The following is an 18724-nucleotide window of genomic DNA, read 5'->3' as shown; positions in this document are numbered from 1 at the left end:
GCCGCTCTTGGTCAGTCGCCGTTGACGAAGGCCATGTCGGCCTGGGTCAGAGGCACGTGGCGCAGTTCGCGGTTGACGAGGAAGTTTTCGGTTTCCTCCACCGTATCCGCCAGTTCCACCGTTGCATCATAACGCGCGCGAAACGCCTCGATGATCTCGTTGACGATCACCTCCGGTGCCGAGGCCCCGGCCGACAGGCCGACGGTGCGGATCTCGCCGAGCGTGTCCCATTCGATATCGCTGGCGCGCTGGACGAGGATCGACTGGCTGGCGCCGGAGCGGAACGCGACTTCGACCAGACGCTTGGAATTGGAGGAATTGGGCGCACCGACGATGAGGAACAGATCGCAGCCGGGGGCCGCCTGCTTCACGGCTTCCTGCCGGTTGGTGGTGGCGTAGCAGATGCTGTCGGCAGCGGGCGCCGTGAGGTTGGGGAAGCGCTCGTGCAGGCGCTTGATGACGCCGGCGGTATCGTCCACCGACAGCGTCGTCTGGGTGACGAAGCCGAGATTGTCGGGATCGGGCGGCGTGTAGGTATCGACGTCATCGATGGTTTCGACCAGCGACACGCTGCCTTCCGGCAACTGGCCCATGGTGCCGATGACTTCGGGGTGGCCGGCATGGCCGATGAGCACGACGTGGCGGCCCATGCGGTTGTGGCGCATGGCCTGCTTGTGGACCTTGGACACCAGCGGGCAGGTCGCATCGAGATAGAAGAGATTGCGCTGGTCGGCATCGGCCGGCACGGATTTCGGTACGCCATGGGCCGAGAAGACGACCGGCTGCTTGCGATGCTCCGGGGGAATCTCGTCGAGTTCCTCCACGAAGATCGCGCCCTTGGCCTCCAGTCCTTCCACGACGTAGCGATTGTGCACGATCTCGTGGCGGACATAGACAGGGGCACCGAATTCCTTCAGAGCGAGCACCACGATCTGGATCGCGCGATCCACCCCGGCGCAGAAACCGCGCGGGCCGCAGAGCCTAATCGTGAGCGCCGATTTCTGCGAAACGGGTTTTTCAGCGGAACGAAATTCCATGGGATCAGAACGCCAAGACTGTGAACAGGAGTGCGAGCATCGCCGGGCCGCCCTGCACCAGAAGAATGCGCGCACTGACCGACCATGCGCCATATATAGCGGCGATGACAACGCACACAAGAAAGAACAGCTGTAGCTGCACGGCAAATGCGGGCGGAGAGGCCAGAAGCGACCAGCCGAGACCGGCGGCGAGAAAGCCGTTGTAGAGGCCCTGATTGGCGGCGAGCACCCGCGTCGCCTCGGCCTGCGGCGCCGTCATACGGAAGATGCGGCGACCCGCCGGCTTCGTCCAGAGAAACATTTCCAGGACGAGAAAACCGACATGCAGGAGGGCCGTGAGGCCTGTGAAGATCTGGGCGAGCAGCGTCATTCCGGCGTCCGGTGGTGAGGTGCGGCCTGCCCGGCGCGCGCCTCGGCGCGCCTGCGGACGACGAACAGGCCGCTGACGGCAATGAGCGCTGCGGCAAGGCCGTACCAGGTGAGCGCATATTGGAGATGGTTGTTCGGCAGATCGAACTGGGTGACGCCGCCGACCGGCAGCGTATCTGAATTGGGCGTCGCATCGGCATCGATGAAGAAGGGCAGCGTGCGCGCCGGTGACAGGCCGGAGGCCGTTGTCATCGCGGTCCAGTCCTTCCAGTAGAAGATGTTTTTGGTAATGTCGTTCTCCGGCACCACCCAGGAGGGTTTGGCATCGAGCCGGGCGCGGGCGAGGCCCGACAGGGTGACAGGGCCTTCGGGCTGGCTTCCCGGCCGAGTGGCGGGGTCCTTGCGCTCGTAAGGCACGAAGCCGCGATTGATGAGGACTGCGCGGCCGTCGGTCAGCGTCAGCGGGGTATAGACGTAGAAGCCGGTCTGGCCGTTATAGGTCGCGAAGAAATGGCGCTCGCCCCCATTCTCGAAGACGCCGGAGACGCGGACCGTGCGGTACTCGATATCCTCGCCGGCGGCCACCATCGCGGCGATGGCGTCGACATCCACCGGCGGGGCGGTGCGGCGCTCGGCGATGGCCGCGAGCAGGCCCTCCTTCCAGTGCAGCCGCTGCATCTGCCATGTGCCGAGCGACACGAGAGCCGCAAACAGCGCGAGCAGGAGGACGGCCGAAAACAGGCGCGCGACGGGTCCGCCCCGGCGGGGTGTCGTGCCGGCAGCTGAGGCAGGCTCAGCCACGGTCGATTTCGCCGGGCCGGGCATTGTTGCGATATTGCAGGTCGATCAGCACGCCTTTCAGCATGCGCGTGAGCGCGAGCGACAGAACGATGGCGAGCGGAATCCAGAGCAGGAAATGCAGCCACAGCGGCGGACTGTAGTTGACCTCGGCCCAGAGCGCGGCCCCCACGGTGATGAAGCCGATGATGAGGATGACGAAGACCACGGGGCCATCGCCCGCGTCGGCGAAATCGTAATCGAGCCCGCAGGCGGCGCAGCTTGGGCGCAAGGCGAGATAGCCCTGAAACAGCTTGCCCTCGCCGCAGCGGGGGCAGCGGCCGCGCAGGCCCGCCTTGATGGGATCGACCGGCGGATAATGCGCGCTGTCTTCGGTCATGATTGTCCCTCGATCATCCGTGTTCGGCGGCACGCGCAGGGTCGTCCCGTCCGTGACGGACTTTGTATCGGCAATGCGGGGCTTCGTCCAATCGAACATCTGCGACAAAGGCGACAGGCGCGTCGGATGCCGCTCTGCGGTCGATGATGTCCATCGTTCAGGGAGCCTTTACCCCAAGCGCCCTACAGTGACGTCATCCATCCAGCAGGAGTGTCGGCAGGTCGTGAAGCGGTTGATCAAGAGGGGTGCCATTGCCGGCGGGCTGGCGGTTTCGCGCGGCCTGTCGGCGGCGGGGCTGATGCGGCAAGCTCGCGGGCGCGGGGCGATCTTTACGCTGCATCATGTGCGGCCGTTCGTCGCCGCGATGTTTTCGCCGAATGCACATCTGGAGATCACGCCGCAATCCCTTGATGCGGCCATCGTCCGGCTGAAGCGGGATGGTTACAAATTCATCGCGCTGGCCGACCTGCCGGCGCATCTTGCGGGCGACGACCGGACCCCGGTTGCCGTCTTCACGCTCGACGATGCCTATCGCGACAATCTCGACCATGCCGCCCCGGTCTTTGCCCATCACGGCGTGCCGTTCACCGTGTTTGCAGCGGAGGGTTTCGTGACGCGAACGCGGAGCCTCTGGTGGGAGACGCTGGCGGAGCTGCTGCGGGCCAAGCCGCGGCTGACCTTCGATTTCGGCGCCGGGCCGGAGCGCCTGCACCTCCAGACACCGCAGCAGATGCAGGCGGCGTTCGCGCGCTTTGCCGATTTCGTGCATGCGGTGGACGAGGCGACGGCGGTTGCCGACATCGACCGGCTGGCCCGCGCCGAAGGGCTCGATCCGCTGTCGCTCACCGACCGGCTGACGCTGGATGGGGCTGGGCTTGGCGTGCTCTCCCGCCTGCCGGGAGCCGCGATCGGAGCGCACACTTTGACCCACAGGGCGTTGGCGCGGCTGTCGGATGCGGATGCGCAAGACGAGATCGTGCGGTCCGTCGATGCCGTCGCCGCGATCACCGGCGTTCGTCCGACAACGTTTGCCTATCCCTATGGCGATGCGCGGGCCGTATCGCCCCGCGACATGCGGCTTGCCGGCGGCCAGGGCCTCGTCGCGGTAACGACCCGGCCGGGTACGCTTGACGGCGATGCCGACCCGACCGCCCTGCCCCGGATCTCGCTCAACGGGCATTTCCAGAGGCCGGGCCATGTCTCGGCGCTGGCCTCCGGCATACCATTCCGCCTGATGCGGGGCGCGTGATCGTCAGGGATACATGCGCACCTTGGACCAGTCGCCCGCCGTCTCTGGCCGGCGGAACTCGATACGGTCGTGCAGGCGGAAGGCGCCGTCCTTCCAGAACTCGATCGACACCGGGCGGATGCGGAAGCCGGACCAGTATGCCGGGCGCTCGATCTCGCCGATAGGGTGGCGGGCGGTGAACTCGGCGACGGCCTTTTCCAGCGCGAAACGGCTTTCGAGCGGGCGGGACTGCTTGGAGGCCCAGGCGCCGATGCGGCTGCCGCGGGCGCGCGACTGGTAATAGGCGTCGGCCTCCGCATCGCTGACGATCTCGACCGTGCCGCGCAGGCGGACCTGACGGCGCAGGCTCTTCCAGTGGAAGCACATCGCAGCCTTGCGGGTCGCCAGGATCTCGCGGCCCTTCTGGCTTTCGAAATTGGTGTAGAACACGAAACCGTCGGCGTCGAAGTCCTTCAGCAGCACCATGCGGACATTGGGCAGGCCGTCCGGATCGACGGTGGCGAGCGCCACGGCGTTGGGGTCGTTGATCTCGGTTTCCTGCGCCTCCTTCAGCCAGGCGCCGAACAGCGTAAATGGTTCGTTTTCCTCGGTGAAGTCACCAGTTGTTAACCGGGTTTCCGTCATATTCTGTTTCCAATGCAGGCTGCCGATGCTGACCTCACATGTAGGCCGCGGACATGCCGTTTCGAGCGACACCGTAGCCATTTCCAGTCCGACAGGGTGACCGTGAAAGACATAGCAAAACGCGTCTGCGACACCAAGCTCTTCTCGCGCCTTGCGGGCGCGATGACGCTCGGGCTCTGCGTGGCCGGGCTCTCCGGCTGCATGGGCAACGGGATGGGCAACGGGATCGGCCTCGGCGACGCCGCCGGCGTCGACAATGTCCGCACGGGCTCCATCCCCGCTCCACCGAGCCCGGCAATGGTCGATGCGGCCGCCGTGCAAACCGCTGTGTCCACCGCCGATGTGCGCGAGGTCGCCGGCAACCCCATTCCCTGGGCCAATGCGCAATCCGGCAGCGCCGGCGTCATCTCCAGCATCGAGGAGCAGACCGTCGGAGGCGTGGTGTGCCGCCGCTTCACGACGACGCGCCATTCCTATCAGGGCATCGCCAAGTTCGACGGCAATACCTGCCGGACGGGCGACGGCAACTGGACGCTGACCAGCTTTGCCCGGCGCAGCTGACCCTTTCGCAAACGCTTTTTTAACCCTCTGCGCACATATGCGCCCGGGTTCTGCCGCAATAAACCTGTCCTTAAGGCGCTTCTTTTCATCATCCCCGCCGGCAATGGCGACCCGGCCCATGCTGGACGAGCCGGCCCATGCTGGACGAGGATGAACGATGAAGATGTCGATGCAGGACCCCTATGCCGTCCTCGGTGTGCGCCGCAATGCCGGCCCCGACGAGATCAAGGCCGCATGGCGCGCTGTGGCGAAGGCCGTGCATCCCGACCAGAACCGTGAAGATCCGAACGCCACGGCCCGATTTGCCGAGGCCGGCCGCGCCTACGAGGTCCTGAAGGACCCGCAGATGCGCAACCGCTACGACCAGGCCCGCCGCAATGCGGACCTGCGCCGTATGGAGGAGATGAAGCGCCGCGCCAACCCCTCGGCACCCGAACAGGCCGTCGGCCCGGAAACGGCTGAAGAGGCGGTGTCTCGCATCTTCGGAACAGAGAATGGCAAGCCGGAGGCGGCGCAGGCCGCCTCATCGAAGCCTGCGCCACGCCCTGCTCCGTCGCCGAAAAACGATGCGCCGCCGGCAGACGCGAAGGTTGCGGACGAAGCTGCGCCCGAACATGCCGCCGAGGCTGCACCGGCCGGCGCACCCTTCGGCCCCGGCATTCTTGCCCGCGCCGCCGCACCGGCGGCCGAGATCGTCTCCAGCCTGTTCCGCCGGATATTGCCGACGTCGCCCGCGACGGGCGAGAGGGCTGAGGACAGGTTACATGAAAAGCACGGGGAAAGGCACGCGGAAAAACCGGCTGCCGACCGCGTGCCGGATCTCGTCTGCGAGGCCGTCGCGACCGTCGAGGACCTGTTCAAGCGCCGGCGCGTCACGGCGACGCTGCCCGACGGGCAGGTGCTGAAAGTGGCGCTGCCGGCCGGCACGACCGATGGCAGCCTGATTCGCCTGCGGGAACAGGGTTACCGACAGGGTTCCGCGCGTGGCGATGCGCTCGTCAGCATCCGTGTCGCGCGGCACGAGCAGTTTCGCGTCGATGGAACGGACCTGCGCACCACCCTGTCGTTATCGCTGCACGATGCCGTGCTCGGCTGCACCACGACGGTTGGAACCGTCACCGGGCATGTGCCGCTCGTCGTGCCCCCATGGTCTGGCCCGGACAGGCCGCTGCGCATCCCGGACCAGGGCCTGCCGACGGCCGATGGCCAGCGTGGCGCCCTGATCATCGAACTCAGCCTGACCCTTAGCACGCGTCCCGACCAGAAGCTGATGGACCTCATGCGCAGCCAGCGCGACGGGCTGGTGCTCTGATCCGGTTTTCTTCAGGCTTTTTCGTACGCTTCGTGACGAACATGCGACATTCATAGTGGACACTGACCGTTTGTTACCGGTCCTAACAGTTCCTGATCCTCCCCAAGCTTGAACGCCTTGTGAGCCTATGCCATAGCGAGGCCTCGTGAACCGGACCGCCTCTCGCTGACGAGCGGGTGCGGACGCGTTCCGGGTATTATATTTTCGACCAAGATTTCGGCTGGCGCCTGGCCGGTCCGATCCAAAAGGCATTCGGGGACAGACACGATGGCGCAGACATCCGGTTTGATGAGTGGAAAGCGCGGCGTGATCATGGGCGTCGCCAATAACAGGTCGATCGCCTGGGGCATTGCCAAGGCGATCCATGCGCAGGGTGCCGAGATCGCCTTCACCTATCAGGGCGATGCCCTGAAGAAGCGCGTGGAGCCGCTGGCGGCCGAACTGGGCGGCATTCTCGCCGGCCATTGCGACGTGTCCGACGAAGCCAGCATTGATGCCGTCTTCGACCATATCGAAAAGACCTGGGGCAAGATCGACTTCGTCGTCCACGCCATCGGATTCTCCGACAAGGACGAACTGACCGGCCGCTACGTCGATACGTCGCCCGACAACTTCGCCAAGACCATGCAGATTTCGGTCTACTCCTTCACCTCGGTCGCGCGCCGCGCGGAAAAGCTGATGACGGATGGCGGATCGCTGCTGACCATGACCTATTACGGCGCCGAAAAGGTGATGCCGAACTACAACGTCATGGGCGTTGCCAAGGCGGCGCTGGAAGCCAGCGTGAAATATCTCGCGGTCGATCTCGGCCCCAAGAACATCCGCGTCAACGCCATTTCCGCCGGCCCGATCAAGACGCTGGCCGCCTCCGGCATCGGCGACTTCCGCTACATCCTCAAGTGGAACGAATACAACGCGCCGCTGCGCCGCACCGTGACGATCGACGAGGTCGGCGATGTCGGCCTCTACATGCTGTCGGACCTCTCGCGCTCGGTGACCGGTGAAGTGCACCATGCCGACAGCGGCTACCATGTCGTCGGCATGAAGGCCGTCGACGCGCCGGATATCGCCGTCGTCAAGGACTGACGTTGCTTCTTCGATCGCGCATCGCCACGCGGCCGGCCTGATCCGGTCTCTCCGGAGATGCGCGTCGCGCCCTCCCCCACAGTCAGGCAAATTCCCATGTTGATCTACATGATCCGTCACGGCCAGACCGATTGGAATGCGGAAATCCGCCTCCAGGGCCAGAAGGACATTCCGCTCAACGATACGGGCCGCGAACAGGCGCGGGGCAACGGCCGGGCGCTGGCCGGCATCCTCGGCACGCAAGCCACCGCGTTCGACTATGTGGCAAGCCCGCTCGGGCGGACGCGCGAGACGATGGAGTTGCTGCGCGGCGCGATGGGGCTTGCGCCCGAGGCCTACCGGACCGACGACCGTCTGAGAGAGGTTTCCTTCGGCGACTGGGAAGGGTTCACGCTGGAAGAGCTGGAGGCGAGCGTGCCGGAGCGGGTTGCCGAGCGCGAGGCCTCCAAGTGGGACTTCATTCCCCCCGGCGACGACGCGGAAAGCTACGAGATCCTCTCCTGGCGCATCGCATCCTGGATGAAGGACGTCACGGTTCCCACCGTCTGCGTCAGCCATGGCGGCGTCATTCGCAGCGTCTTCAAGCTGCTGGGCGCCATGGCGCCCGAAGAGGCCTCGATGGGGGCCATTCCGCAGGACCGGATATTGAAGATCGAGAACGGAACGGTCGGCTGGGTCTGAAGAGACCCTCCTACTGAACGACTTCGAGGTCGTTGATGACGCGCTTGCCATCCACTTCCGTGTAGAACACGACGACCTTGACGCCGGCCTTCAGGCCTTCAAAATTGAACTCTTCCGGTGCCTGATAACTCTTTCCGTCATCCAGCGAGAGGCTGAGCCGATCGGTGTCGATGCCCGTGATCGTGGCTTCGATATCGGCGCTATCGGCAAAGGCCGCGAGCGGCGAGAAGAAACTGGCGGTCGCCATCAATGTCGCAACGACGAAACGCATCCCAAGTCTCCCTCTTGACCGTTTGATTCACTGTTCGAATATGATGCAGTTTTTGGGCGCCGATTGTGGCAAAAATTCACCAAGCTTGTGACAATCCGGTGAGCATGTGACGGCGAACCCAATTAGCGGAAACATGGTTAGCAAAGTCTTGACGTCGCTCGGGGCCGCTTTGCAACCCGCCTGCGTGCACGGGCCTGACCTTAATGATTATAAGACGTTCTTAATGTTATCACACTACCCTTGAGCGAGTTGATATTTCGGCGCATTCACAGGGATATGTCACATGGCGGGAATTGGGGACGCTGTTCGCGCCAGGACGTCGATCTTCGTGCGCTTCGCCCGTTCCTCCATCATCCCATCGCTCATGGCGACGCTGATCCTGCTCACCGTCGGGCATTTCTATCAGGCACAGAACAGCACGAACTTTCGGGAAGCGCTGCGAAGAGACGTTCAGAGCACGCTGCGCCTTGCCAAGGCGCAGATCCAGGCGAACATCGACAGCCATACCGTCGCCCTTTCCGGCCTTGCGAACGATATCACCCTCGACGGGAACATCTCCTCCTCCCGGTTCGCCGCGCTCGCCACGAAAATCATGGAGCGCAATCCCGGCATCCGCCGGATCAGCCTCGCGCCCCACGGTGTCATTTCCCGGGTCATGCCATCCATGGAGCACGCCCGGATGGCGGGCATGCGCCTCGACAGGTTCTACTCCCAACGCACCGCATCGCAGCGCGCGCAGGCCCATGGCCGCGCCGCCATCGGAAGCCTGCTCGTGCTTCCCGATGGCTCCACCGGTTTCGACGTCTACACGCCGGTTTTCTACAGCACCGGCGGCGTGCCTGCTCTCTGGGGCTTCGTCGAGGCGGTGATCGACGAACGCGCCGTCTACCTGGGCGCCAATCTGACGACCGGAGCCGGACGCGCCGCGGTGGCCGCCGGCAGGAACACGCCGGTCACGCTCGGCATTCGCGACATTTCCGATCCCGCCAATATCGGCGATGCCTTCTTCGGCACGAATGCGACGTTTCAGGCCGGCGCGGTGCTGCAGGATGTGTTCCTGCCCGGAGGCGCATGGCAGCTTGCCGGCGTGCCCGTCGGCGGCTTCGACCAGCGGCCCGACAACCAGCAACAGATCGGGCTGACGATCATGGTCTGCGCCATGATCGTGATCGTGCCGATCGTCCTGACATTCGGGCTGATCGGCGAACGCCGGCGCGCCATCACCGCACTCGACCGCCGCAATCAGGAGTTCCTGGCCATGTCGCAGCGGCTCAATCTGGCGCTCGAATGTTCCAGCTTCGGGGTGTGGGAGATCGACCTGGAGACGCGGCTGCGCACCTGGGACGACCGGATGTACAGCCTTCACGGCCTTGCGCCGCGCAACGGCGCACCGGGACAGATATCCTGGAAGACGAACATCCATCCCGACGACCTGCCGCACGCGGAAGAGGTGCTGAACAATACGGTGATGTTTCTCGAGCCGTACCTGACGGACTACCGCGTCGTCCTGCCGACGGGCACGCGGCATATCCGCCACATCGGCTCGGTCAACATGGGAGCCGACCGCCGCAAGACGGTGACCGGCCTCAGCTGGGACATTACCGAGGACGTGCGCCTGACGAACGCGATGATGGAGGCCAAGGCCTTTGCCGAGGCGCAGACGGCGGAACTGGCCGCAGCCAAGGACCGGATCGAGCACAACGCGCTTCACGACCCGCTGACCGGGCTCGGCAACCGGCGCATGCTCGACGCCGCGCTCGCCGCCCTTCTGGATCGGGATGCCGAGCGTGCCACCGACGTGGCTCTGCTGCATCTCGACCTCGACCGTTTCAAGCAGATCAACGACACGCTCGGCCATGCCGCAGGTGATGCCATGCTGGTGCACGCCTCGCAGGTGCTGAAGACGGAGGCCGGGCCGGACGATCTGGTCGCGCGGATCGGTGGCGACGAATTCGTCGTTCTCGTGCCGAACCCCGTTCCCGGACAGCTGGAAGCGCTCTCCGACAGGATCATCACCCGGATGCGCCAGCCCGTTGATTACCTGGGCTTTTCCTGTCGCTTCGGCGTCAGCGTCGGCATTGCCGTCGGCCGCGGTGCGGACGCCGATCTCGGCCGGCTGCTGGTCAATGCCGATATCGCGCTCTATCGCGCCAAGGAGAAGGGCCGTAATCGCTACGAGTTCTTCAGCGAGGCGCTCCAGTCCGAGATCGTCAACAGCAAGCGCATTGCCGACGAAATCCTCGAAGGCATCGAGCGCGGCGAATTCACGGCCTGGTATCAGCCGCAGTTCGACGCGGAAACGCTGCAGCTCTGCGGGGTCGAGGCGCTGATCCGCTGGAACCACCCGCGCGACGGCGTGCTGACGCCCGACCGGTTCCTGTCGATCGCCGAGGACCTGAACGTCGTGGCCACGCTCGACCAGATCGTGATGGAGCGCGCGCTGATCGACCTCATGCAGTGGACGGCCGCCGGCATCTCCATTCCCAGAATCTCTGTCAACGTTTCGGCGCGGCGGCTGCGGGACGAGACGCTGCTCACCTCGCTCGCAGGCCTCGCCTTCGCGCCGGGGCAGCTCTGCTTCGAACTCGTGGAGGCGATTTTTCTGGATGGCGACGACGAGATCATCACCGGCAACATCGCCGGCATCGTCGCGCTCGGCATCGATATCGAGCTCGACGATTTCGGCACCGGCCATACCTCCATCGTCAGCCTATTGAAGATCAAGCCGAAGCGGCTGAAGATCGACCGGCAGCTGGTCTCCCCCATCACCCACGCGCCCCGCGAACAGGCGCTGGTGCGGGCGATCATCGAGATCGGCCGGTCGCTGGGCATCGGGACGGTGGCCGAAGGCGTGGAGACGCTGGCGCATGCCGAAATGCTCGCCGTCCTCGGCTGCGATATTCTGCAGGGCTATGCCTTCTCCAAGCCGCTGCCGGCCGACCGGCTGGCGGAACTCTCGGCGGGAAAGTGGCAGCTCGCCTCGTAACCCGTCTCTCGCCGGCATCCCCTGTTTTTCTGCGCAAAGCGTTTCCGCCTTGCCACTTATGCAGTAAGAGTGTCCGCCAGAGAACGGGCGCTGCCAGTGGAGGCCGCCCGCAGCAGACAATGGTTGCCGCAGCATGTCGCATAATACGTTCGGTCATCTTTTCCGTGTCACCACATGGGGCGAAAGCCACGGCACGGCGCTCGGTTGCGTTGTGGATGGCTGCCCTCCCGGCATTCGCTTCACCCTGGCCGAACTTCAGGCGTGGATGGACAAGCGCAAGCCCGGCCAGTCGCGCTTCGTCACCCAGCGGCGCGAGGACGATCTGGTGCGGGTGCTCTCGGGCGTGATGCCGGATGCGGACGGCGAGACGCTGATCACCACGGGCACGCCGATCTCCATGCTGATCGAGAACACCGACCAGCGTTCCAAGGACTATGGCGAGATCGCCCGGCGCTACCGCCCGGGCCACGCCGACTACACCTACGACCTGAAATACGGCATTCGCGACTATCGCGGCGGCGGGCGCTCCTCCGCCCGCGAGACGGCCGCAAGGGTGGCCGCCGGCGGACTGGCGCGGCGCGTGGTGCCGGGCCTGACCGTGCGCGCGGCACTCGTGCAGATCGGCCAGCACAGAATCGACCGGGCGAACTGGGACTGGTCGGAAGTGGGCAACAACCCGTTCTTCGCGCCGGACCCGGCCATCGTTCCCGTCTGGGAAGCGTATCTCGACGGCATTCGCAAGGCCGGCTCCTCGGTCGGCGCCATCATTGAAGTGGTGGCGGAAGGTGTGCCGGCCGGCATCGGCGCGCCGATCTATGCCAAGCTCGACCAGGACATCGCCTCGAACCTGATGTCGATCAATGCGGTCAAGGGCGTGGAGATCGGCAACGGCTTTGAGGCCGCCGGCATCACCGGCGAGGAAAATGCCGACGAGATGCGGATCGGGCCGGACGGCAAGCCCGTGTTCCTTTCCAATCACGCCGGCGGCATTCTCGGCGGCATTGCGACCGGACAGCCCGTCGTCGCCCGTTTCGCCATCAAGCCGACCTCGTCCATCCTGACCGAGCGCCGCTCCATCGACGCCGATGGCCAGGAGGTGGACGTGCGCACCAAGGGCCGCCACGACCCCTGCGTCGGCATCCGCGCCGTGCCGATCGGCGAAGCCATGGTGGCCTGCGCGATTGCCGACCACTACCTGCGCGACCGCGGCCAGACGGGCCGACTGGACTAGAAAAGCCGTCGGGCCAGCCGACAAGACCCTGCGGCCCGAGCGGCCGTGCGAAACGAGAGGATCCCATCCATGTCCTTCGACCAGAAGCGCGTCGTCGATGCCATCAGGGCCTTCGAGGCCGGCGAAATCGTCGTCGTCACCGATGATGACGGCCGGGAAAACGAGGGCGACCTGATCGTTGCCGCCGTTCACTGCACAGCCGAAAAGATGGCGTTCATTGTGCGCCATACCTCCGGCATCGTCTGCGCGCCGATGCCCAAGGAGGAGGCCAAACGGCTGAACCTCAACGCCATGGTGGCCGACAACGACAGCGCCCACACCACGGCCTTCACCGTCAGCGTCGATTTCAAGCATGGCACGACGACCGGCATTTCCGCCGACGACCGGACGCTGACCGTGCGCAACCTCGCCAATCCCAATGCGGGCGCCGCCGATTTCGTCCGGCCGGGCCATATCTTCCCGTTGGTGTCGCGCGAAGGCGGCGTGCTGATGCGCTCCGGCCATACGGAGGCGGCCGTCGATCTCTGCAAGCTCGCCAGCCTGCCGCTGATCGGCGTGATTTCCGAACTCGTCAACGACAACGGCACGGTCATGCGCGGGCCGGAGGTCGCGGCTTTCGCCGAAGCCCATGGCCTCAAGCAGCTCTCCGTTGCCGACCTTATCGCCTATCGCCAGCGCAAGGAAACGCTGATCGACCGGGGCGATGTCTTCGACATCGAGACGCCGTTCGGCAGGGCCAAGGGCCACGCCTTCTCCCTGCCCTGGGACCCGATGCAGCATCTCGCCGTCGTCTTCGGCGACATCCGCGACGGCGTCGATATCCCGGTGCGGCTGCATCTGGAAAATGTCGGCGCTGACGTGTTCGGCAAGGAGGGCCAGCTCGACCGCATCCTCCAGCGCATCTCCGATTACGGCCGCGGCGTCGTCGTCTATCTGCGCGAAGGCTCGGTCGGCGTCGGGGCCTCGCAGACCGCGCGCAAGGCCATGCAGGATCGCGAAGGCCACAGCGAGGCCCAGGCCCGCGACAGCGAATGGCTCGAAATCGGCCTCGGTGCCCAGATCCTGAAAGACCTCGGCATCTCCTCGATCAAGCTCCTCTCGACCCGCGAACGGCACTATGTCGGGCTGGAAGGGTTCGGGATCGAGATTTCGGAGACGGTGATTTTGTAGTCCATACAGAGAGGGCTTCAGAGATCGTTTTCGTATCTGATGGCTGCCTCGATCGCAGCAGGGAGAACTGCGATCACATTCGGTAGGAACTGATCGAGCGTTGCCCAGATCGTCTCAAGATCCAGTGTGGAGAAACCATGCGCGATATGGTTTCGCATCCCCTTCATGTTTCGATGGGGAATATGCGGGGACAAGTCGGCGAAGACGGGCTGTTCTTTCAGTATCCGGGCCGAGCATTCTCCCATGATGAGCAGATTGAGAATGCAGGCCTGCTGTGTTTTCCTATCCGCCAGAAATTGCGCCCGATCGAGATTTTCACAAAAGTCCTCAGCATCATGCGCCATTTCCTGCACCAGCAGGAGATGCTCAACCAGACTTGTATCCTTCATACAGGTAGAGCTTCGTTCAAAACCTTTGCGCGTTGCTTTTTCGGTAGTCCTCCCGGCGTCAGCACATGCACTTCCACACCGAAAAGGTCCTCCAGCTCGATCTGAAGGCCACCGAGATCAAGAAGCGTCGTGCCCGGACGATCATCGACCAGAAATTCGATTTCATCGCTTTCTATGTCCGCGCGTCCGGCGGCAGCACCGACAAGTCGAGGATTCGACAGACGAAAACGGCGCACCAGTGCGTGAATGGCTTCGCGGTGTTTCTCAACGGCGGCGGACGGCTTCATCTTCGATCCTCGGGCCATATCCTCGGCCTGTATTCTCGTCTCGAGCCCATCATAGGCGCGCCTCGATATCGTACAACAGATGCCGCTGATGTAAATCTCCTATCCCCTCGCCCCTTCCAGCCACACCACCTGCTCGACACCGGCAAAGCGGGCGATGCGGGCGAGTTCGGCTTCAAGGCGCGCGTCGCGGCCGGCGGAGGGGCGGATGCCGGGTTCCCACCAGAGGCGCTTGACCTCCAGCACGCCCGTCTTGCGGTGGGCCTTCATATCGATGCGGCCGACGAGACGGTCGCCTTCGAGAAGCGGGAAGACGTAGTAGCCATATTGGCGCTTCGGCTCCGGCACGAAGATCTCGATGCGGTAATTGAAGCCGAACAGGCGCTCGGTGCGGGCGCGATCCCGCAGGAGCGGATCGAACGGGCTGAGGACGCGCAGGCGCGCCGGTGGGTCTTCCAGCGCGCCGAGCGTTTCGGGAAAGCCGGCGAGCGCGTGGGCGGCGCGCGGCCGGCTGCCGTCGGCGGGCGCGATCACCACCGATTGCAGCTCGTCCGCATGGGCCAGCACCCACCGGCGTGCGTCCTCCGGCGAGATCAGCGCGAAAAAGGCGGCGAGTTCGCCGTGGGTGGCAAAGCCGAGACGCTCAAGAGCGGCGCGGCAGCACCAGTCGATGAAGGTCTCCCGGTCCACCTCCGCTGCCCGGTACCTCTCCGGTATCACGCGCTCGGTCAGATCGTAGATCTTCTGAAAGCTGTCCCGGCCGGCAATCGCAAGCCTGCCGGTGCGCCAGAGATATTCGAGCGCGGTCTTTGACGGATGCCAGTTCCACCAGCCGCCGGAGGAGCGGTCCTCGTACTTGAAATCGCGTGCCAGCACCCGGCCGGTCTCGGTGATCTGCTTCAGCGTGTCGTCGAAGACATCCTCGAACCCCGCCTCCCGCCATTTCCGCCAGCGCTCCACCAGCGTCTCGCTCTCGCGGGCGAAGCGGTGCTTCCAGTAGACGAAGAACGCGCTGGGGATGATCGACGCATCATGCGTCCAATGTTCGAACAGCGCGCCATCCGTCTCCAGAAGGGCGGTCAGATGCTCCGGCCGGTAGGTCTGGTTGCGGGCGTGGAGGATCATGTGGTGGGCGCGCTCCACCGTGGAGATGCTGTCCACCTGCACGAAGCCGATCTTCGTGACGAGATCGAGCAGACCGGCCCTGGTCAGCGCCCGGTTGGGCGGCGATGCCAGCCCCTGGACGTTGAGGAAGATGCGGCGGGCATCGCGGTTGGATACGAGAATCGTCATGCTTTTGATCATGCTTTGTTCTGGCGAAGAATCAACTCCCGCTTTGCCTTTTGCCCGGCATCGCCTATGAACCGGCGATCCACTGCGACATCCGAGGAGACGGGATTGGAGATCCGCTTTGCCGATTGCAGCATTCGTTATGGCGAGACGGTCGCGCTGCATCCGCTCGACGTGGTTCTGACCGAGCGGCGAATCGGTGTGATCGGGCTCAACGGGTCGGGCAAGACGACCTTTGCGCGCGCCATCAACGGCCTCGTCAAGCCGAGCCAGGGCCGCGTCACGGTAAACGGGCTCGATACGGTCGCGGATGGGCCGGCGGTTCTCGGCACCGTCGGCTTCATCTTCCAGAACCCGCAGAACCAGCTGATCCTGCCGATCGTCGCCGACGATATCGCGCTTGGCCTGAAGAGCCGCGGCGTCGACAAGGCGGAGGTCGCCGCGCGGGTCGAGGCCATCCTCATGCGTTTCGGTATCGATCATCTGGCGCGGCGGCGCGTGCATGCGCTGTCGGGTGGCGAGACGCAGCTGGTCGCCATGGCGAGCGTGCTGGTGACCGAGCCCGACATCCTCATCCTCGACGAGCCGACCAACCAGCTGGACCTCAAGAACCGGAAGCGGGTGATCGACACGCTGGCGGGCTTGGACGAGGCGGCCCTCGTCGTCAGCCATGATCTTTCGCTGATCGAGAGCTTCGAGCGCGTGCTGCTGTTTCACGAGGGCCGCCTGATCGCCGACGGTGCGGCGGAGGATGTCGTGAAGGCCTATGAGGCAGTGGCGCTGTGCTGAAGAGCCTGCATATCGAGGGCACGACGCTGCTGCACCGGCTGTCCGTGCGCACCAAGCTCGCGGTCCTGTTCGCCGCCAGCCTCGTGCTCTTTCTGACGGTCGATCCGCTCGTTCTTGGCGGTGCGGTTCTGCTTTCGGCGCTCGTCTTTGTCACGGTGGGCGTCTCGTTTTCCGATGCCGTGTCGCGGCTTGCGTGGCCACTGGTCTCCATCGGGCTGGTGGCGGGGGCGACGGCTTTCTTCGAGACACCGGTTCACGGCCTCGTCGTCCTCTTCCGGTTCGCCACGCTCATCCTTCTCGCCGCCACGGTGACGGCCACGACGGAGGTCGGCGACTTCATGGAGGAGATCACCCGGCTCATGATGCCGTTCGAGCGGCTCGGCCTCGTGAATGCCGCCGATATCGGGCTGGCGCTGGGGCTGGTGCTGCGCTTCGTGCCGGAGATCGCGACGCGCTACGCGAGCCTGCGGGAAGCCCATGCGGCACGGGGCCTGCCCGTGCGCCCGCTGAAAATGCTGGCGCCGCTGATCATCCTCACGCTGAAAGATGCCGACATGATTGCCATGGCCATTGACGCACGCGGCCTGCGGCGTCACTAATCCGGCTTCATCAGCAACTCGTGAAAGGAGAGGCGAATGTCGACGCGCGACCTGGTTCTGACCGCCCTGTTTACCGCCATCATCATCGTCCTCGGCATCATCCCGCCGATCACGCTTGCCTTCGTGCCGGTGCCGATCACCGCGCAGTCGATGGGCGTCATGCTGGCCGGCTGCATCATCGGTGCCAAGCGCGGCGCGCTCGCCTATCTCCTCCTCATTCTCATGGTGGCCGTCGGCCTGCCGGTCCTGTCGGGCGGCCGCGGCGGGCTCGCCGTCCTTGCCGGCCCGACCGGCGGTTACATCGCGGGCTGGGTTCTGGGCACCTTCGTCACCGGCCTCATCGCCGAACGGATCGTTCGCGAAACCCAAGGCGGCGCACGCCAGATCGCCGGCTTCTTCCTCGCCTCGATCATCGGCGGCATCGGCGTCGTCTATCTCATGGGCACGATCTGGCTTGCCATCAATACGGGCATGGGCTTCGTGGCCGCTCTCTCGGCAAACGTCGCCTTCCTGCCGGGCGACCTGATCAAGGCCGGCATCGCAGCACTTGCGGCGCGTGCCGTGCTCGTCGGCTATCCCCTGCTGCCACAGCGGGCCTGACCGAAACCAAGCGTGAAGGGGGAACGGGCGGGGAAAAGCCGGCAAGGTGCTGGACCCGGCCCGCCTCCCGCTCTAGCTTGGCGCCCATGACAACCATTCTCTACGAAAACCCCATCTTCCTCGAGCATCAGGTGCCCGAGGGGCACCCGGAACGGCCCGACCGACTGCGGGCGCTCAATCTGGCGCTGGAGCACGAGCGGTTTTCCGATCTCGTTCGCCTTCAGGCGCCGCAGGGCAACGAGGATCTGGTGCTGCTCGCCCATCCGGAAGAGCACCTGCGCGCCGTCATGTCGGTGATCCCCGAAGAGGGCATCAACAGCTTCGAGGCGGACACCCATGCAAGCCCCGCCAGCCTGCAAGCGGCGCTGACCGGTATCGGCGGCGCGGTAGCGGCGGTGGACGCGGTTTTCACCGGCAAGGCCGACAATGTCTTCGTCGCCTCCCGTCCGCCCGGGCACCATGCCGAGAAGATGAAGGCCATGGGCTTCTGCTTCTTCAACAATGCCGCCATCGCCGCGCGGCATGCCCAGCGCGTACACGGGGCCGAGCGGGTGGCGATCGTCGATTGGGACGTGCACCACGGCAACGGCACGCAGGACATCTTCTATGACGATGCCTCCGTCCTCTTCTGTTCGACGCACCAGATGCCGCTTTATCCCGGCACCGGCGCCAAGGACGAGACCGGCACCCACAACACCATCGTCAACGCGCCGCTGTCTCCCGATACGGGCAGCGAGCATTTTCGCGAGGCGTTCAAGTCGCGCGTGCTGCCGGCGCTCGAGCGTTTCCAGCCGGATCTCATCATCATCTCGGCCGGGTTCGATGCCCATCACCGCGATCCGCTGGCGCAGATCAACCTCGTCGGCGACGATTTCGACTGGGCGACGGGCCGGCTGCTCGACGTGGCGGGCAAACATGCCAGCAACCGGATCGTCAGCCTGCTCGAAGGCGGCTATGACCTCGTGGGGCTCGCAGAATCGGCAGGCCTTCATATTCAGCGCCTGATGAAGGGATGACCG

At 64.9% G+C, this 18724-nt stretch carries 21 protein-coding genes; 12 read left to right on the top strand and 9 right to left on the bottom strand.

What is annotated here, in order from left to right:
• Positions 1-11: 11 nt before the first annotated feature.
• The 4 genes from ispH to GA0004734_RS07440 are packed head-to-tail and all read right to left on the bottom strand — an operon-like array spanning position 12 to position 2583.
• Entirely contained in the window at positions 12-1037 is a 1026-nt protein-coding gene (gene ispH / locus GA0004734_RS07455; RefSeq protein WP_092932544.1) for a 4-hydroxy-3-methylbut-2-enyl diphosphate reductase, read from the bottom strand.
• 4 nt (positions 1038-1041) lie between these two features.
• The gene (locus tag GA0004734_RS07450) at positions 1042-1407 is read right to left on the bottom strand and encodes a DUF1304 domain-containing protein (RefSeq protein WP_092932542.1); all 366 of its coding nucleotides are present in this window, start codon (positions 1405-1407) and stop codon (positions 1042-1044) included.
• Positions 1404-2231, bottom strand: a complete 828-nt coding sequence (locus GA0004734_RS07445; protein ID WP_092932540.1) for an SURF1 family protein — start codon at positions 2229-2231, stop codon at positions 1404-1406. Before GA0004734_RS07445 ends, GA0004734_RS07450 begins: the two co-directional genes overlap by 4 nt.
• Positions 2200-2583, bottom strand: coding sequence for a DUF983 domain-containing protein (locus GA0004734_RS07440; protein ID WP_092932538.1), 384 nt, complete (start codon positions 2581-2583; stop codon positions 2200-2202). Before GA0004734_RS07440 ends, GA0004734_RS07445 begins: the two co-directional genes overlap by 32 nt.
• Positions 2584-2806: 223 nt before the next feature.
• Here GA0004734_RS07440 and GA0004734_RS07435 point away from each other — a divergent pair, with 223 nt between their 5' ends.
• Positions 2807-3832 (top strand): polysaccharide deacetylase family protein, encoded by a 1026-nt coding sequence (locus tag GA0004734_RS07435; protein ID WP_245292363.1) that lies wholly within the window; start codon positions 2807-2809, stop codon positions 3830-3832.
• Positions 3833-3835: 3 nt separating this feature from the next.
• Here the strand turns inward: GA0004734_RS07435 and pdxH are convergent, their stop codons facing one another.
• Positions 3836-4456: a pyridoxamine 5'-phosphate oxidase gene (pdxH, locus tag GA0004734_RS07430; protein ID WP_092932536.1), complete on the bottom strand. Its 621-nt coding sequence runs from the start codon at positions 4454-4456 to the stop codon at positions 3836-3838.
• A gap of 102 nt (positions 4457-4558) precedes the next feature.
• Here pdxH and GA0004734_RS07425 point away from each other — a divergent pair, with 102 nt between their 5' ends.
• The 4 genes from GA0004734_RS07425 to GA0004734_RS07410 all read left to right on the top strand — a co-directional run bounded on the left by GA0004734_RS07425 (position 4559) and on the right by GA0004734_RS07410 (position 8096).
• The gene (locus tag GA0004734_RS07425; RefSeq protein ID WP_245292362.1) at positions 4559-5017 is read left to right on the top strand and encodes an RT0821/Lpp0805 family surface protein; all 459 of its coding nucleotides are present in this window, start codon (positions 4559-4561) and stop codon (positions 5015-5017) included.
• Positions 5018-5174: 157 nt separating this feature from the next.
• Positions 5175-6329, top strand: coding sequence for a DnaJ C-terminal domain-containing protein (locus GA0004734_RS07420; protein ID WP_175386246.1), 1155 nt, complete (start codon positions 5175-5177; stop codon positions 6327-6329).
• A 267-nt stretch (positions 6330-6596) separates the two neighbouring features.
• On the top strand, positions 6597-7415 hold the full coding sequence (fabI, locus tag GA0004734_RS07415; RefSeq protein WP_092932534.1) for an enoyl-ACP reductase FabI: 819 nt from the start codon (positions 6597-6599) through the stop codon (positions 7413-7415).
• A 96-nt stretch (positions 7416-7511) separates the two neighbouring features.
• Entirely contained in the window at positions 7512-8096 is a 585-nt protein-coding gene (locus GA0004734_RS07410; RefSeq protein WP_092932532.1) for a histidine phosphatase family protein, read from the top strand.
• 10 nt (positions 8097-8106) lie between these two features.
• Here the strand turns inward: GA0004734_RS07410 and GA0004734_RS07405 are convergent, their stop codons facing one another.
• The gene (locus GA0004734_RS07405) at positions 8107-8367 is read right to left on the bottom strand and encodes a DUF1344 domain-containing protein (RefSeq protein ID WP_092932530.1); all 261 of its coding nucleotides are present in this window, start codon (positions 8365-8367) and stop codon (positions 8107-8109) included.
• A 283-nt stretch (positions 8368-8650) separates the two neighbouring features.
• Between GA0004734_RS07405 and GA0004734_RS07400 the strand changes: the two genes are divergently transcribed.
• The 3 genes from GA0004734_RS07400 (at position 8651) to ribB (ending at position 13754) form a co-directional block, all read left to right on the top strand.
• The gene (locus tag GA0004734_RS07400) at positions 8651-11353 is read left to right on the top strand and encodes a bifunctional diguanylate cyclase/phosphodiesterase (protein ID WP_092932528.1); all 2703 of its coding nucleotides are present in this window, start codon (positions 8651-8653) and stop codon (positions 11351-11353) included.
• 133 nt (positions 11354-11486) lie between these two features.
• Positions 11487-12584 carry a chorismate synthase gene (aroC, locus tag GA0004734_RS07395; protein ID WP_092932526.1) on the top strand — a complete coding sequence of 366 codons (1098 nt, stop codon included), beginning with the start codon at positions 11487-11489 and terminating at the stop codon, positions 12582-12584.
• Positions 12585-12653: 69 nt separating this feature from the next.
• Positions 12654-13754: a 3,4-dihydroxy-2-butanone-4-phosphate synthase gene (ribB, locus tag GA0004734_RS07390; protein ID WP_092932524.1), complete on the top strand. Its 1101-nt coding sequence runs from the start codon at positions 12654-12656 to the stop codon at positions 13752-13754.
• A 17-nt stretch (positions 13755-13771) separates the two neighbouring features.
• Here the strand turns inward: ribB and GA0004734_RS07385 are convergent, their stop codons facing one another.
• The 3 genes from GA0004734_RS07385 to GA0004734_RS07375 all read right to left on the bottom strand — a co-directional run bounded on the left by GA0004734_RS07385 (position 13772) and on the right by GA0004734_RS07375 (position 15720).
• Positions 13772-14143 (bottom strand): HepT-like ribonuclease domain-containing protein, encoded by a 372-nt coding sequence (locus tag GA0004734_RS07385; RefSeq protein ID WP_092932522.1) that lies wholly within the window; start codon positions 14141-14143, stop codon positions 13772-13774.
• Positions 14140-14430 (bottom strand): nucleotidyltransferase family protein, encoded by a 291-nt coding sequence (locus GA0004734_RS07380; protein WP_092932520.1) that lies wholly within the window; start codon positions 14428-14430, stop codon positions 14140-14142. Before GA0004734_RS07380 ends, GA0004734_RS07385 begins: the two co-directional genes overlap by 4 nt.
• A 99-nt stretch (positions 14431-14529) precedes the next feature.
• The gene (locus tag GA0004734_RS07375) at positions 14530-15720 is read right to left on the bottom strand and encodes a winged helix-turn-helix domain-containing protein (protein ID WP_092936034.1); all 1191 of its coding nucleotides are present in this window, start codon (positions 15718-15720) and stop codon (positions 14530-14532) included.
• A gap of 105 nt (positions 15721-15825) precedes the next feature.
• Between GA0004734_RS07375 and GA0004734_RS07370 the strand changes: the two genes are divergently transcribed.
• The 4 genes from GA0004734_RS07370 (at position 15826) to GA0004734_RS07355 (ending at position 18721) form a co-directional block, all read left to right on the top strand.
• A complete protein-coding gene (locus GA0004734_RS07370; protein ID WP_092932518.1) occupies positions 15826-16506 on the top strand; it encodes an energy-coupling factor ABC transporter ATP-binding protein in 681 nt (226 codons plus the stop codon).
• A complete protein-coding gene (locus GA0004734_RS07365) occupies positions 16503-17105 on the top strand; it encodes an energy-coupling factor transporter transmembrane component T family protein (RefSeq protein WP_092936032.1) in 603 nt (200 codons plus the stop codon). The genes GA0004734_RS07370 and GA0004734_RS07365 overlap by 4 nt, the downstream gene beginning before the upstream one ends.
• Before the next feature lie 36 nt (positions 17106-17141).
• Positions 17142-17705 carry a biotin transporter BioY gene (locus tag GA0004734_RS07360; RefSeq protein WP_092932516.1) on the top strand — a complete coding sequence of 188 codons (564 nt, stop codon included), beginning with the start codon at positions 17142-17144 and terminating at the stop codon, positions 17703-17705.
• 86 nt (positions 17706-17791) lie between these two features.
• Positions 17792-18721: a histone deacetylase family protein gene (locus GA0004734_RS07355; protein ID WP_092932514.1), complete on the top strand. Its 930-nt coding sequence runs from the start codon at positions 17792-17794 to the stop codon at positions 18719-18721.
• Positions 18722-18724 lie beyond the last annotated feature (3 nt).

Origin of the sequence: Rhizobium sp. 9140 (genome assembly GCF_900067135.1) — a bacterium.
Classification (GTDB): Bacteria; Pseudomonadota; Alphaproteobacteria; order Rhizobiales; family Rhizobiaceae; genus Ferranicluibacter.
This window is presented reverse-complemented; position numbering and strand designations above follow the sequence as displayed.

Bases quoted from the DNA above. Each gene is read 5' to 3' on its own strand.
- GA0004734_RS07445 (WP_092932540.1), bottom strand. From the start codon at position 2,231: ATGCCCGGCCCGGCGAAATCGACCGTGGCTGAGCCTGCCTCAGCTGCC.
- GA0004734_RS07410 (WP_092932532.1), top strand. From the start codon at position 7,512: ATGTTGATCTACATGATCCGTCACGGCCAGACCGATTGGAATGCGGAA.
- aroC (WP_092932526.1), top strand. From the start codon at position 11,487: ATGTCGCATAATACGTTCGGTCATCTTTTCCGTGTCACCACATGGGGC.
- GA0004734_RS07375 (WP_092936034.1), bottom strand. From the start codon at position 15,720: ATGACGATTCTCGTATCCAACCGCGATGCCCGCCGCATCTTCCTCAAC.
- GA0004734_RS07355 (WP_092932514.1), top strand. From the start codon at position 17,792: ATGACAACCATTCTCTACGAAAACCCCATCTTCCTCGAGCATCAGGTG.
- GA0004734_RS07385 (WP_092932522.1), bottom strand. From the start codon at position 14,143: ATGAAGGATACAAGTCTGGTTGAGCATCTCCTGCTGGTGCAGGAAATG.
- GA0004734_RS07405 (WP_092932530.1), bottom strand. From the start codon at position 8,367: ATGCGTTTCGTCGTTGCGACATTGATGGCGACCGCCAGTTTCTTCTCG.
- GA0004734_RS07400 (WP_092932528.1), top strand. From the start codon at position 8,651: ATGGCGGGAATTGGGGACGCTGTTCGCGCCAGGACGTCGATCTTCGTG.
- ispH (WP_092932544.1), bottom strand. From the start codon at position 1,037: ATGGAATTTCGTTCCGCTGAAAAACCCGTTTCGCAGAAATCGGCGCTC.
- fabI (WP_092932534.1), top strand. From the start codon at position 6,597: ATGGCGCAGACATCCGGTTTGATGAGTGGAAAGCGCGGCGTGATCATG.
- GA0004734_RS07440 (WP_092932538.1), bottom strand. From the start codon at position 2,583: ATGACCGAAGACAGCGCGCATTATCCGCCGGTCGATCCCATCAAGGCG.
- GA0004734_RS07420 (WP_175386246.1), top strand. From the start codon at position 5,175: ATGAAGATGTCGATGCAGGACCCCTATGCCGTCCTCGGTGTGCGCCGC.
- GA0004734_RS07380 (WP_092932520.1), bottom strand. From the start codon at position 14,430: ATGAAGCCGTCCGCCGCCGTTGAGAAACACCGCGAAGCCATTCACGCA.
- pdxH (WP_092932536.1), bottom strand. From the start codon at position 4,456: ATGACGGAAACCCGGTTAACAACTGGTGACTTCACCGAGGAAAACGAA.
- GA0004734_RS07360 (WP_092932516.1), top strand. From the start codon at position 17,142: ATGTCGACGCGCGACCTGGTTCTGACCGCCCTGTTTACCGCCATCATC.
- GA0004734_RS07450 (WP_092932542.1), bottom strand. From the start codon at position 1,407: ATGACGCTGCTCGCCCAGATCTTCACAGGCCTCACGGCCCTCCTGCAT.
- ribB (WP_092932524.1), top strand. From the start codon at position 12,654: ATGTCCTTCGACCAGAAGCGCGTCGTCGATGCCATCAGGGCCTTCGAG.